Origin of the sequence: Cupriavidus pinatubonensis (assembly GCF_019602855.1) — a bacterium.
GTDB classification, from domain to species: Bacteria; Pseudomonadota; Gammaproteobacteria; order Burkholderiales; family Burkholderiaceae; genus Cupriavidus; species Cupriavidus pinatubonensis.
Window position 1 is genome coordinate 859,718 of sequence record NZ_CP080767.1, and the last position, 12,097, is coordinate 871,814.

At 65.5% G+C, this 12,097-nt stretch carries 12 protein-coding genes, 1 tRNA gene and 1 riboswitch; of the genes, 11 read left to right on the top strand and 2 right to left on the bottom strand.

Annotated features, from left to right (window positions below):
- Positions 1-36 precede the first annotated feature (36 nt).
- Positions 37-137, bottom strand: a riboswitch (ZMP/ZTP riboswitch).
- A gap of 155 nt (positions 138-292) precedes the next feature.
- From ybgC to K2O51_RS16485, 11 genes are all read left to right on the top strand, one after another.
- The gene (gene ybgC / locus K2O51_RS16435) at positions 293-697 is read left to right on the top strand and encodes a tol-pal system-associated acyl-CoA thioesterase (RefSeq protein WP_011296976.1); all 405 of its coding nucleotides are present in this window, start codon (positions 293-295) and stop codon (positions 695-697) included.
- Positions 694-1,377, top strand: coding sequence for a protein TolQ (gene tolQ, locus K2O51_RS16440; RefSeq protein ID WP_011296977.1), 684 nt, complete (start codon positions 694-696; stop codon positions 1,375-1,377). The genes ybgC and tolQ overlap by 4 nt, the downstream gene beginning before the upstream one ends.
- A gap of 26 nt (positions 1,378-1,403) precedes the next feature.
- Positions 1,404-1,841, top strand: coding sequence for a protein TolR (tolR, locus tag K2O51_RS16445; RefSeq protein ID WP_011296978.1), 438 nt, complete (start codon positions 1,404-1,406; stop codon positions 1,839-1,841).
- 43 nt (positions 1,842-1,884) lie between these two features.
- Positions 1,885-3,072: a cell envelope integrity protein TolA gene (gene tolA / locus K2O51_RS16450; protein WP_425332995.1), complete on the top strand. Its 1,188-nt coding sequence runs from the start codon at positions 1,885-1,887 to the stop codon at positions 3,070-3,072.
- 199 nt (positions 3,073-3,271) lie between these two features.
- The gene (gene tolB / locus K2O51_RS16455) at positions 3,272-4,624 is read left to right on the top strand and encodes a Tol-Pal system beta propeller repeat protein TolB (protein ID WP_011296980.1); all 1,353 of its coding nucleotides are present in this window, start codon (positions 3,272-3,274) and stop codon (positions 4,622-4,624) included.
- 23 nt (positions 4,625-4,647) lie between these two features.
- Positions 4,648-5,160 carry a peptidoglycan-associated lipoprotein Pal gene (gene pal / locus K2O51_RS16460; RefSeq protein WP_011296981.1) on the top strand — a complete coding sequence of 171 codons (513 nt, stop codon included), beginning with the start codon at positions 4,648-4,650 and terminating at the stop codon, positions 5,158-5,160.
- 23 nt (positions 5,161-5,183) lie between these two features.
- Positions 5,184-5,942 (top strand): tol-pal system protein YbgF, encoded by a 759-nt coding sequence (ybgF, locus tag K2O51_RS16465; protein ID WP_011296982.1) that lies wholly within the window; start codon positions 5,184-5,186, stop codon positions 5,940-5,942.
- 120 nt (positions 5,943-6,062) lie between these two features.
- Complete coding sequence (queC, locus tag K2O51_RS16470; protein WP_011296983.1) at positions 6,063-6,743, top strand: 7-cyano-7-deazaguanine synthase QueC; 681 nt, start codon at positions 6,063-6,065, stop codon at positions 6,741-6,743.
- 33 nt (positions 6,744-6,776) lie between these two features.
- Positions 6,777-7,898, top strand: a complete 1,122-nt coding sequence (locus K2O51_RS16475) for a YeeE/YedE family protein (protein WP_140952602.1) — start codon at positions 6,777-6,779, stop codon at positions 7,896-7,898.
- A 62-nt stretch (positions 7,899-7,960) separates the two neighbouring features.
- Positions 7,961-8,036 (top strand) — tRNA-Lys (locus K2O51_RS16480).
- A gap of 245 nt (positions 8,037-8,281) precedes the next feature.
- Positions 8,282-11,119 carry an EAL domain-containing protein gene (locus tag K2O51_RS16485; RefSeq protein WP_245001920.1) on the top strand — a complete coding sequence of 946 codons (2,838 nt, stop codon included), beginning with the start codon at positions 8,282-8,284 and terminating at the stop codon, positions 11,117-11,119.
- Here the strand turns inward: K2O51_RS16485 and K2O51_RS16490 are convergent.
- Both K2O51_RS16490 and K2O51_RS16495 read right to left on the bottom strand, forming a co-directional pair.
- Complete coding sequence (locus K2O51_RS16490) at positions 11,116-11,607, bottom strand: DUF3318 domain-containing protein (protein WP_011296986.1); 492 nt, start codon at positions 11,605-11,607, stop codon at positions 11,116-11,118. The genes K2O51_RS16485 and K2O51_RS16490 overlap by 4 nt on opposite strands.
- Positions 11,604-11,981, bottom strand: coding sequence for a phage holin family protein (locus tag K2O51_RS16495; protein WP_011296987.1), 378 nt, complete (start codon positions 11,979-11,981; stop codon positions 11,604-11,606). The genes K2O51_RS16490 and K2O51_RS16495 overlap by 4 nt, the downstream gene beginning before the upstream one ends.
- Between the last annotated feature and the right edge of the window lie 116 nt (positions 11,982-12,097).

The following is a 12,097-nucleotide window of genomic DNA, read 5'->3' on the forward strand; positions in this document are numbered from 1 at the left end:
CGATGAACCGTCGGCGCAGGGCGCACCCTGCTTCCCATTCGCTGCCCAGGCGAGCGGCAGGCGTCTGAACTTCACGCCAGAGAACTTGCGCTTCCTCGTGGTAGTACCCACTGACATCGCCAGTCGCGCAAGGTGGAATGGTTGGCCGCAGTGTAGCGTGAGGCGGGGATTTGCCGCAAGCCGCGGCAAACGGCCCGCAACCCAAGCCCTGGCGCGCCCCGCAACTTGCTGTTGCAAACTCGTCCTGCGGGTTAACACCGAAGCTGTCGTGCTCTCCGTTACAATCCCGGCCATGACAAACTTTGTCTGGACCCTGCGCGTGTACTGGGAAGACACCGACGCGGGCGGCGTAGTGTTCTACGCCAACTATCTCAAATTCTTCGAGCGCGCCCGTACGGAGTGGCTGCGCTCGCTTGGTGTCGAACAGCAGGTGCTGGCCGATGAGGCCGGCGTGGTCTTTATCGTCCGCAGCACGGCAGTGGACTACAATGCGCCCGCCCGGCTCGACGACCAGCTTGAGATTCGCACGCGTATCGAACGGGTCGGACCGGCCTCGGTGCAGTTCGCGCAAGAGGCCTGGCGCGGCGAGACGTTGCTCGCCAGCGGCCAGATCCGCGTTGGCTGTGTCGACCGAAGCACTTTCCGCCCGTCTCCCATTCCCGCCCCTGTCCTGGCCACCATCAAGACCGCCCGATGAATCCCGTGACCGTCACGCAAGACCTGTCGATCATTTCGCTGGTGCTACATGCCAGCCTGCTCGCACAGGCCGTCATGGCGCTGCTGCTCGTCATGTCGCTGTTTTCCTGGACTTATATCTTCCGTAAGCATCTGGCGCTGCGCTCGGCGCGCACGCAGACGGAAGGTTTCGAACGCGACTTCTGGGCCGGCGGCGACCTGCAGGCGCTATATAACAGTGCCGTCAACAACCGGCACAACACCGGCGCCCTCGAGCGGATCTTCGAGTCCGGCATGGGCGAATTTTTGAAGGCGCGCGAGCGCGGCAACGAAGCCAGCGCACTGCTCGACGCCGCCCGCCGCGCGATGCGCGCGGCCTACCAGCGCGAAATGGACGTACTCGAATCGCACCTGCCGTTCCTGGCCTCGGTCGGCTCGGTCAGTCCCTATATCGGCCTGTTTGGGACCGTCTGGGGGATCATGAACGCGTTCCGCGGCCTGTCCAATGTGCAGCAGGCGACGCTCGCATCGGTGGCGCCCGGCATCGCGGAAGCCCTCGTGGCGACCGCGATCGGCCTTTTCGCCGCTATCCCGGCCGTGATCGCCTACAACCGCTACGCCACCGAGATCGATCGTCTGGCCATCCGGTTCGAAAGCTTCATGGAAGAATTCCTGAACATCCTGCAGCGGCAGACCCGCTGACCGATTGAACGCCCAGGAGACCAGCAATGGCAGCCATTCAGCGCCGCGGCGGATCACGCCGCCGGGCCAGTGCCGAGATCAACGTCGTACCGTATATCGACGTGATGCTCGTGCTGCTGGTCATCTTCATGGTGGCGGCACCGATCGTCAGCCCCGCCGTCGTCGACCTGCCGACCGTGGCCAATGCCACGCCGCAACAGAAGGCCCCGCCGATCGTCGTCACGGTGCGGGAGGACGGGGTCCTGACCGCGCGCGGCAAAGACAACGCCGGCAACTCGTTCGAGCACAAGCTCGACAAGAACGGCCTGCTCGATTTCGTGCACCAGCGCCAGAACGAGAACCCGGACCAGCCCGTAGTGATCGCCGCGGACCGCTCGGTCAAGTACGAGTCCGTGCTCGACGTCATGTCCGTGCTCAAGGCCGATGGCATCAAGCGTGTCGGCCTGATGGTGAAGTCAAAGTAGAACGCGCCGCCTGCGTGAGATGCCTGTCCGAATGCCGCGCCCCATGACGACCGCTGTTGCCTATCCTTACCAGCCGGTGAAGGAGCGGGGGACCCTGCGTTCCTTCCTGCTCGCGCTCCTCATGCACCTGCTGCTCGGCATCGTGCTGTACTACGGCGTGCATTGGCAGAGCAGCACGCCGGTCGGCTCCGAAGCCGAGTTGTGGGACGAAATCCCGGCCACGACCGCGCCGCCCCCGCCTCCGCCTGCGCCCGAGCCGGTGGTCCAGCCGCGGCCCGCGCCGCCGGCGCCCGAGGTAAAGAGCAAGATCGAGGAAGACGCCGATATCGCGCTTGAGCGCCAGAAGCGCCGAGCCGCCGAGCAGGCCGCCAAGGAAGAGGCTGCGCGCAAGGAAGCCGCACGCAAAGAGGCCGATCGCAAAGAGGCCGATCGCAAAGAGGCCGAACGCAAGGAAGCCCAGCGCAAGGAAGCCCAGCGCGAGGAAGCGGAGCGTAAGGAAGCGGAGCGTAAGGAAGCGGAGCGTAAGGAAGCGGAGCGTAAGGAAGCGGAGCGTAAGGAAGCGGAGCGTAAGGAAGCGGAGCGTAAGGAAGCGCAACACAAGGAAGACGCGAAGAAGAAGGCCGCGCAACAGGATCAGCAACGCCGCGAGCAGGCCGAGCGCGAGCGCAAGGAAGCGGATGCCAAGGCAAAAGCCAAGGCAGAGGCCGACGCGAAGGCCAAGGCTGAAGCGCAGGCCCAGGCTAAGGCGAAGGCTGACGCCGAAGCCAAGGCCAAGTCCGAAGCTCAGGCGAAGGCCAAGGCGGATGCGGAAGCCAAGGCCAAGCGCGAGGCCGCAGCGAACGCGCAGCGCAAAGGCGAACTGGCGCGCCTGCAGGCGCTGGCCGGCGGTGCTGGTGCGGGCGGGCAGGGCGGCGGCGGTGTGGGCAATACCGCGGGCGCCGGTGCCGGCGGCGGTGGCAAGGCCTCGCCGGGTTACCCAGACCGCGTGCGCCGCCGCGTGAAGCCGAACATCGTGTTCACGGAAGACGTGCCTGGCAATCCGACCGCGGTGGTCTCGGTGCAACTGGCGCCGGACGGCTCGCTGATGTCGGCGCGCCTGTCCAAGTCCAGCGGCAATTCAGCCTGGGATAACGCCGTGCTGCGCGCGGTCGAGCGGTCGGATCCGCTGCCGCGCGACGAGAACGGCAAGGCGCCCGCGAGCTTCACCATCACTTTCCGACCCAAGGATTAAGTGACCCGGGCGCCATGAATTGCAACATAATGCAACCTTCATTAACCGGTGCCAGTCCCACCGCTACCATGACAGGTTGCCTGACGCGGCCGGCAGCGTGCGATCTGCACGCGGAACGGGCATGCGCCGTGCGCATCCACGCCTGTTCCGCTGTCTGCCTGCCGTGCCCGATGAATCTTGAAATCGACTGAGGAGCAGCATGCGAAAGCTTTGGGCCCCCAACTGGCTGTCCGCGAAGCGGCACCACGCAAACCAGGCCGCGACCCGATTGATTGGCCGGCACGCACTGATGGCCTGGCTGGCCGCCGCGCTGGCCTTGTCCGCCGGCGCCGCACAGGCGCAACTGAACGTGGAGATCTCCGGTGTTGGCGCGAGCCAGATCCCGGTCGCCACGGCGAACTTCCAGGGCGAGGCCCAAGCCCCGCAGAACCTAACCGCCATCATTCGCAGCGACCTCGCGCGCAGCGGCCGTCTCCGCAACGTTGATCCGGGCGGTGCCACGGTGGCCGAGTCGGCCAATGTCGATCTCGGAAGCTGGAAAAGCCGCGGCGCCGATGCCTTCGTTGCCGGCAGCGTGACGCCTTCGGGCAACGGCCAGTACGAGGTGCGCTTCCGCCTTTACGACACCGTCAAGGGCCAGAGCCTGGGCGGGCTGGCGTTCAACGTCAACCAGGGCCAGTTGCGTGTCACGGCTCACAAGATCGCCGACTACATCTACGAGAAGCTGCTCGGCGAGCGTGGCGTGTTCGCGACGCGCCTGTCCTATGTGTCGCGTGTCGGCGGCCGCTACCAGTTGCTGATCTCCGATTCGGATGGCCAGAACTCGCAGGTTGCGCTGACCAGCAACGAGCCGATCATCTCGCCGTCGTGGTCGCCGGACGGCCGCCGCGTGGCCTATGTCTCGTTCGAAGCCAAGAAGCCGGTGGTGTACGTGCACGACCTGGCCACGGGCAAGCGCACGCTGGTGTCGAACCAGAAGGGCAATAACAGCGCGCCGTCGTGGTCGCCCGATGGGCAGCACCTGGCCGTGGCGCTGTCGCGCGATGGCAATACCCAGGTGTACCAAGTCAATGCCGATGGTTCGGGTATTCGCCGCCTGACCCGCAGCAGCGCGATCGACACCGAGCCGCAGTATTCGCCTGACGGCAAGAGCATCTATTTCACCAGCGACCGCGGCGGTGCACCGCAGGTCTATCGCATGCCGGCAGGCGGCGAGGAAGCGGGCAGCGCGCAGCGCGTGACCTTCAAGGGCAGCTACAACGTGAGCCCGCGGATTTCGCCGGACGGCAAGTATCTGGCGTACATCACGCGCTCGGGCGGCTTCAAGCTGCAGCTGCAGGACCTGACCAACGGCGACGTCACCTCGCTGACCGATACGTCCAATGACGAAGCGCCGAGCTTTGCCGCGAACGGCAAGTACATCCTATACGCCACCCGCGTGGGCGGCCGCTCGGTACTGGCGGCGGTGTCCACTGACGGGCGTACCCGGCAGGTTCTGTCTCTCCAGTCCGGCGATGTCCGCGAGCCGTCCTGGGGTCCTTTCATGCAATAACGCAATAACAGGAGTCTCTCGCCATGCCCCAACTGATGACTAAAACCCTTGCCGTCGCCGCCCTGCTGGCCCTAGGTGCCTGCAGCTCCGGCGTGAAGCTGGACGACGCCGCCAATGCCGGCGCCAACAAGGGCGGCACCGGTGCCGATGCCCGCACGGTGCAGCCGGTGGACGTTTCGCGTGACCCGCTGAACGATCCGAACAGCCCGCTGGCCAAGCGCAGCGTGTACTTCGACTTTGATAGCTACAGCGTCAAGCCCGAATACCAAAGCATGCTCGGCGAGCACGCCAAGTACCTGGGCTCGAACAAGGGCCGCAAGATCCTGATCCAGGGCAATACCGACGAACGCGGTACCAGCGAGTACAACCTTGCCCTGGGCCAGAAGCGTGCCGAAGCGGTGCGCCGTTCGCTGGCGACCATGGGCGTGTCCGATAGCCAGATGGAGGCCGTGAGCCTGGGCAAGGAAAAGCCGAAGTCGACGGGCCACGACGAAGCCGCCTGGGCCGAGAACCGCCGCGCCGACATCAACTACTGATCTGATCCGCGTACAGGCCATCCATGAAAGCACGCGTTTCCACCCTGTTGTGGCTTGCCGCCGTTTCCGGTGCAGCCATGCTGCCCCTTGCTCCGGCCCGTGCCGGCGTGTTCGATGATGACGAGGCGCGCCGCGCCGTGATCACCCTGCGCGACCAGTTCAACGGTTTCCAGGCGACCGCGACGCAGCGCATCGAGCAGAACAGCCGCACGACGATCGACATCCAGAACCAGCTGGAAGGCCTTCGCCAGGAGGTCGCCCGGCTGCGCGGCCAGAACGAGGTGCTGCAGAACACGGTGGAAACGCTGCAAAAGCAGCAGAAGGACTACTACGCGGACCTCGATGCGCGCCTGAAGAAATTCGAGCCGCAGCAGGTCACCGTGGAAGGCCGCGAGGGCACGGTCCAGCCCAATGAAAAGCCCGAGTACGACGCCGCGCTCAAGCAGTTCCAGGCCGGCGACTTCAAGAGCTCCGGCAATTCGTTTGCGGCGTTCGTCAAGAAGTATCCGCAGAGCCCGTACCTGCCGCTCGCGCAGTATTGGCTTGGAAATGCTCTTTACGCGCAACGCGACTACAAGGGCTCGACCACCGTGCTGCAGAACATGCTGCAGGCGAACCCGACGCACCCGAAGGCGCCCGATGCCATGATCGCCATCGCCAACAACCAGCTGGAGTCCGGCCAGAAGGCTGCGGCGCGCAAGACGCTGGAGCAGGTGGTGGCCAAGTATCCGGGTACCGAAGGCGCGCAGGCCGCAAGCAACCGGCTCAAGACGCTGAAGTAAGCCGGTACGGCACCAGATTGACTGCAAAGCCCGCGTTCAGCGGGCTTTTTTCCGTCTCGCGCTAAAATACGCGATTCGCCTGCAATTTTCGCGTGCCGCCTGCGCGGCGCGACTGCCATCATGACCAAACGCGCCATTGTCCTGCTTTCGGGCGGGCTTGATTCCGCCACCGTTCTTGCCATGGCCAAGGCCCAGGGCTTCGAGACCTATGCGCTGTCGATGCGCTATGGCCAGCGCCATTCTTCCGAGCTTGATGCGGCCAAACAGGTCGCCAGCGCGCTCGGCGCCGTGCGCCACGAAATCGTCGACCTGGACCTGCGCCGCTTCGGTGGCTCCGCGCTGACCGACGACAAGCTCGACGTGCCGACCGGCGGCGCGTCGTCGGGTATTCCAATCACCTACGTGCCAGCGCGCAACACCATCATGCTGTCGCTGGCACTCGGCTGGGCCGAAGCCGTTGGCGGGCGCGACCTGTTCTTCGGTGCGAACGCCGTGGACTACTCGGGCTATCCTGATTGCCGTCCCGAATACGTCGCAGCCTACGAGACGCTGGCCAACCTCGCCACCAAGGCCGGCGTGGAGGGTGACCGCTTCCATGTGCATGCGCCGATCATCGACATGACCAAGGCCGAGATCATCCGCGCGGGTATTCGCCTCGGTGTCGATTACAGCATGACGGTGTCATGCTACAAGGCCGACGACGACGGCCGCGCCTGCGGCGTCTGCGATTCCTGCCGTATCCGCCGCGCCGGCTTCGAAGCAGCCGGTGTTCCCGACCCGACTCGTTACCAGAACGCCTGAGCAGCCCCCAGCTTTTTCTTCATCGCCCCCGACATGCCCGAGATCGATATCGCCGCGCTTTCGCGCACCGTGCTGCTGAGCACTTTTGTCCTGACCTTCCTGTTCGGCGCCATCCTGCAGCGCACGCACTTCTGCACCATGGGCGCGGTCTCGGACATCGTCAACATGGGCGACTGGAGCCGCATGCGCATGTGGGGCCTGGCCATCGGCGTGGCGATGATCGGCACCGGCGTGCTGGCGTGGGCCGGGCTCATCGATCCGACCAAGACCATTTACGCGGCGAACAAGCTGGGCTGGCTGTCGGCGCTCTCGGGCGGCCTGATGTTCGGCTTCGGCATGGTGCTGGCCTCGGGCTGCGGCAGCAAGACGCTGGTGCGGATCGGCGCGGGCAACCTCAAGTCCCTGGTGGTGTTCGTATTCCTCGGGCTGTCCGCCTATATGACACTGCGCGGCCTGTTCGGCGTGGTGCGCGTCAATACCGTTGACGCGGTCTCGGTCACGTTGCCGGTCACACAGGATCTGCCGTCGCTGCTGTCGCAAGGCACCGGTGTCGCGCGCGGCGCGCTGCAGCTCGGGCTAGGCCTGGTACTTGGTGGAGCGCTGGTGGTCTGGGCGCTCGTGGCACGCGGTTTCCGCACGTTCGACAACATGCTCGGTGGCGTCGGCGTCGGCCTGATCATCGTCGCGATGTGGTACGTGTCGGGTCACATCGGCTATGTAGCCGAAGATCCGAACACGCTGGAAGAGCTGTTCGTCGCTACCAACAGCGGCCGCATGGAAAGCCTGAGCTTCGTGGCGCCGTACGCCTATACGCTCGACTGGCTGATGATGTTCAGCGACAAGAGCAAGGTGCTGACCATCGGCATCGTCAGCGTCTTCGGCGTGATTGCCGGTGCGTCGGTGTATGCGCTGGCTACTCGCACATTCCGCTGGGAAGGGTTCGGCAATGCGGAGGACGTCGCCAACCACATGATCGGGGGCATCCTGATGGGAGCAGGCGGTGTGACGGCGCTCGGCTGCACGGTGGGGCAGGGGCTGTCCGGCGTGTCGACGCTGGCCATCGGCTCGTTCATCGCCTTCGGCGGCATTCTCGCGGGCGCAGTGCTGGCATTCCGCTACCAGATATGGCGCCTTGAGCGCATGGCATTCGCCTGAGCCGGTGATCCATGCTTGACACATCGGGAGGTGTGTCACTATAATCGCGGTTCTGTTTTTTCGGGTCGTTAGCTCAGTCGGTAGAGCAGCGGACTTTTAATCCGTTGGTCGCGTGTTCGAGTCACGCACGACCCACCAGCATTTCGAAGGGCCTGTGGCGCAAGTCACAGGCCCTTTTTGCATTGTTGCGCGCCGAGCCACACCGCCCGTTGGCCCCATACGGGCTGCAAACACTAGGCCACTCCCCACCAGAGTGTGGACAAGTCCGTATTAACCTCTTCGAGTTAGAGACATCGCCCATCCCGCCACGGACAATGAACAGCAATCCTGGCAGCAAGGTTGTGTCCCGCCACGCTGCCGGCGCCCCAACCGTCGGAAGTCCTATGCGGCAAGCAGGCAAGTCTTTGCCGGGCGATGTGCATGCATTGCGCGTTATCTGGCCGTTCGTTCCTGTGGTCATCGCGCTGGCGCTGTTTACCATCGCCAGTGTCGACGTACTGTCTGCCGCGCGCGCGCTTGTTGCGGGTGAGAGTCAGTGGTCCAGGGGCCAGAAGAACGCCGTCATGCACCTGCTGCGTTATGGCGAAGACCGCGACGAGGCCGATTTCCGGGCTTATCTATCGGATATTGCCGCGCCGATGGGCGACCACCGTGCGCGCATCGAGCTGGATCGCGACAAGCCCGACTACGAGCGCGCGCGTGCCGGCTTTCTCGCGGGCGCCATCCACGCCGACGACATCGCGGGCATCTTCCGTCTCTACCGCAACTTTCGCCATGTCGAGGAAGTGGATGCGGCGATCCGCATCTGGGCGGAAGGCGATCGCGAGATCGCGGCCCTGCATGAGCAGGCGATGGCGCTGCGTCAACTGGTTGCCGAGCCCGGCTGTGGCGTCGCGTGCGTCGAGCCGGTGTTGCAGGGCATTGTCGCCATCGACGCACGGCTGACGCCGCTCGAAGCGGCGTTTTCGCAGCAGTTGGGCAAGGCGTCGCGGCGCGTAACACGATGGCTTACAGTCGGTGCAGTCGTGGTCGCATTGGCGCTGCTGCTGTCCGGCATCCTGCTTTGCCAGGGACGGCTGCGGCGCGAACGCCGGCTGCGTGAAGCGCTGGCCACCAGCGAGGAGCGTCTGCAACTGGCCGTGGGCGGCAGCAACGACGGGCTGTGGGACTGGGATGTGCGCAGCGGCAAGCTGTATTTTTCGCCGCGCTGCGCGCAGATGCTCGGGTTCGAGCCGGACGCCTTGCCGCACGCGCGGGAGACGCTGCTCGGCCTGCTCCATCCAGCTGACCTGAATGGCTTTGACGACAAGCTCTGGCGCCATCTGCGGCGCGGCGATCCGTACGATGCCAACTTCCGGTTGCGTACGAGCGGCGATGGCTATCTGTGGGTCCGCGCACGCGGCCGGCTCGTACGTGGCGACGATGGACGAGTGATGCGCATGGCTGGTTCGCTCACGGATATCTCCGAGCACAAGCGCTACGAGTCCCAACTGTTCGCCGAGAAGGAACGGGCCCAGGTCACGCTGCAGGCAATCGGCGATGCCGTGGTCACCACCGACGTCTGGGGCCGCATCGAATCGCTAAATCCGGCCGCCGAGGCGTTGACCGGCTGGCGCGAGGAAGAGGCGCGCGGCCGCCTGCTCCAGCAGGTTTGCGCGCTTTGCGACGAGGGCAGCGAGGCGCCGCTGCGCAACCTGGTCGCGCTGGCGCTGCAGCAGCGGTGGCCCGGCATGACGGCATTGCTGACCGGCCGCGGCGGGCGCACGGTGGCGGTGAAGCCATCGGTCGCGCTGATTCGCGACCGCTCGGCGCAGGCGATCGGCGTCGTCGTCGTGCTGCACGACATCAGCCACGAGCGCGAACACGCGGCCCGGCTGGCGCACGAAGCCAGCCACGACGCGCTCACTGGCCTGGTCAACCGGACCGAGTTCGAGCGCCGCCTGGCGGCAGCGATTGCGCGGGTGCGGGTCACCAGCGGCACGCATGCGCTGATGTACCTGGACCTCGACCAGTTCAAGGTTGTGAACGATACCTGCGGCCACGCCGCCGGCGACGAACTGATTCGCCAGATGGCGGCGGTCATGCGCGCCCAGTTGCGCAAGGGCGATACGCTCGCACGGCTTGGCGGCGACGAATTCGGCATTCTGCTCGAACATTGTCCGGCGCCGGACGCAGAGCGGATGGCCGAGTCGCTGCGGCGTGCGGTGGCCGGATTCCGCTTCACTCACCGTCAGCGCACCTTTGCTGTGGGCGTCAGCATCGGCCTGGTGGCGCTGGACGGCGACACCGGCGGCGTGGCGGAAGCAATGAGCGCAGCCGACGCGGCCTGCTATGTGGCGAAGGAGAATGGCCGTAACCGGGTGCAGGTCTACCATCCGCAGGACAGCGTGGTACAGGCGCGCCATGGCGAGATGGAGTGGGTCAGCCGCGTGCACGCGGCGCTCGCGGCCGGACGGTTCTGCCTTTACGAGCAGGAAATCGTTCCGCTGAACGGTCAGCGGCAAGGCGGAAAGCACGTCGAACTGCTGCTGCGTATGGTCGACGAACGCAACCAGCTGGTGCCGCCGATGGCGTTCGTGCCAGCGTGCGAACGCTATAACCTGATGCCGATGATCGACCGCTGGGTGGTCGAAACGGCGTTCGCCACGCTGGCTCAGCGGCGCGCGGAGTCGGCTGAAGACATTGCGCTGTGCGCGATCAACCTGTCAGCATCTTCGCTGGCCGATGTCCGCTTCCCGACGTTTATCCGTGAGCAGGCGCAGCGGACTGGCGTCGCGTTGAGCGGCATCTGCTTCGAGATCACCGAAACAGCCGCGATTTCCAACCTGGCGCAGGCCGCAGCATTCATCGAGCAGATGCAGGCACTGGGTTGTGTATTCGCGCTGGACGATTTCGGCGCCGGCATGGCGTCGTTCATCTATCTCAAGCACTTGCCGGCCGCCTACCTGAAGATCGACGGCAGCTTCGTGCGCGAGATGCTCGAGGATCCGGTCAACCAGGTGATGGTGGAAGTCATCCAGCGCATCGGCCATGCGATGGGCAAGAAGACGATCGCCGAACATGTGGAAACCGAGGCCGAACTCGCGCGGCTGCGCGAGCTGGGGGTGGATCTGGTGCAGGGCCACCACATCGCGCCGCCCGTGCCGTTCCTGCCAACGCCGAGGCAGGCAATGGCGACGATCGGCGAGGCACGCGGACTCGAGGCCCTGATGACGAACTAACGTACGAGGGGATCGCGGAATCCCGTGTCGAGCGGCGGCTTGGCGTCGCCGTTGATGGCGGGCGGCACAGCCTGGCTCTTGGCCTGGCGCCAGGCGTTGTAGGCCCAGTAGGCGGCACCTGCGGCGGCACCGATCTTGGATGCCTTCCACGTCCAGCGCAGCACCGGCGTGCGGCGCAGCAGCGGCAGGGCGAGCGTGACAGCCGTGCTGAGCAGCGGATAGTCCTGTGCCAGGCCGAGCACCTTCATCAACGAAGCCGGCCGCACGGCGCGCGGCAGCAGATTGGCGAAGCTGCCCAGGCGCCTGGCGCCACCTTTGACGTCATGCAGCGCTTTCAGCAGATCGTGGCGCTCCAGTTCGGCGCGTGTCAGTAGCAGTTCCTTGCGGACGTCGAGCGGCAGCCGCACTTCCCGCGCGTAACGCACGGGGCGAGGATGCTCGCGACGGGGCGGTGTGCCGGCGCCCGGTCCGGATTCCGGAGTGTTCATCGGCGCAGGGTCTCCCGATCTTTGTCGATTTCCGCCAGTGTTGCCTCGAACATCGGCGGGGCGTTGCGCACCAGGTGTCGGGCGAATGCCAGGCAGCCGGCGGACAGCACGAGATAGGCGATTACCAGTCCGACCAGGGCTTGCCAGCGGTAGGTGTCCCAGAACAGGATCGCGATCAGCGCGGTGAAGGTCACCAGCGCAATGCCGAAGAAAACCAGCCCGAAGCAGGCCAGCAGGCCCACTTTCATGAGCCGTGTGCGCTCCTCGGCGAATTCGACGCTGGCGAGTTCCAGACGCGTCTGGACCATAGCAACCAACGAACCGGCCAGGTTGCGCACGGATTCCATTAACTTGGGTGAAGAGGATTCGCTCATGCGGCTCCGGCGAGGAAGCGGCGCGCCGGCACTTGCCGGCCACGCCTTTCAGCGGGCGAAGCCCGGGGGCACACGCTTCTCGTGCCCGGGCCCGGGCTAACGGCCGGCCCGTACGC

Bases quoted from the DNA above. Each gene is read 5' to 3' on its own strand.
- ybgC (WP_011296976.1), top strand. From the start codon at position 293: ATGACAAACTTTGTCTGGACCCTGCGCGTGTACTGGGAAGACACCGAC.
- tolQ (WP_011296977.1), top strand. From the start codon at position 694: ATGAATCCCGTGACCGTCACGCAAGACCTGTCGATCATTTCGCTGGTG.
- tolR (WP_011296978.1), top strand. From the start codon at position 1,404: ATGGCAGCCATTCAGCGCCGCGGCGGATCACGCCGCCGGGCCAGTGCC.
- tolA (WP_425332995.1), top strand. From the start codon at position 1,885: ATGACGACCGCTGTTGCCTATCCTTACCAGCCGGTGAAGGAGCGGGGG.
- tolB (WP_011296980.1), top strand. From the start codon at position 3,272: ATGCGAAAGCTTTGGGCCCCCAACTGGCTGTCCGCGAAGCGGCACCAC.
- pal (WP_011296981.1), top strand. From the start codon at position 4,648: ATGCCCCAACTGATGACTAAAACCCTTGCCGTCGCCGCCCTGCTGGCC.
- ybgF (WP_011296982.1), top strand. From the start codon at position 5,184: ATGAAAGCACGCGTTTCCACCCTGTTGTGGCTTGCCGCCGTTTCCGGT.
- queC (WP_011296983.1), top strand. From the start codon at position 6,063: ATGACCAAACGCGCCATTGTCCTGCTTTCGGGCGGGCTTGATTCCGCC.
- K2O51_RS16475 (WP_140952602.1), top strand. From the start codon at position 6,777: ATGCCCGAGATCGATATCGCCGCGCTTTCGCGCACCGTGCTGCTGAGC.
- K2O51_RS16485 (WP_245001920.1), top strand. From the start codon at position 8,282: ATGCGGCAAGCAGGCAAGTCTTTGCCGGGCGATGTGCATGCATTGCGC.
- K2O51_RS16490 (WP_011296986.1), bottom strand. From the start codon at position 11,607: ATGAACACTCCGGAATCCGGACCGGGCGCCGGCACACCGCCCCGTCGC.
- K2O51_RS16495 (WP_011296987.1), bottom strand. From the start codon at position 11,981: ATGAGCGAATCCTCTTCACCCAAGTTAATGGAATCCGTGCGCAACCTG.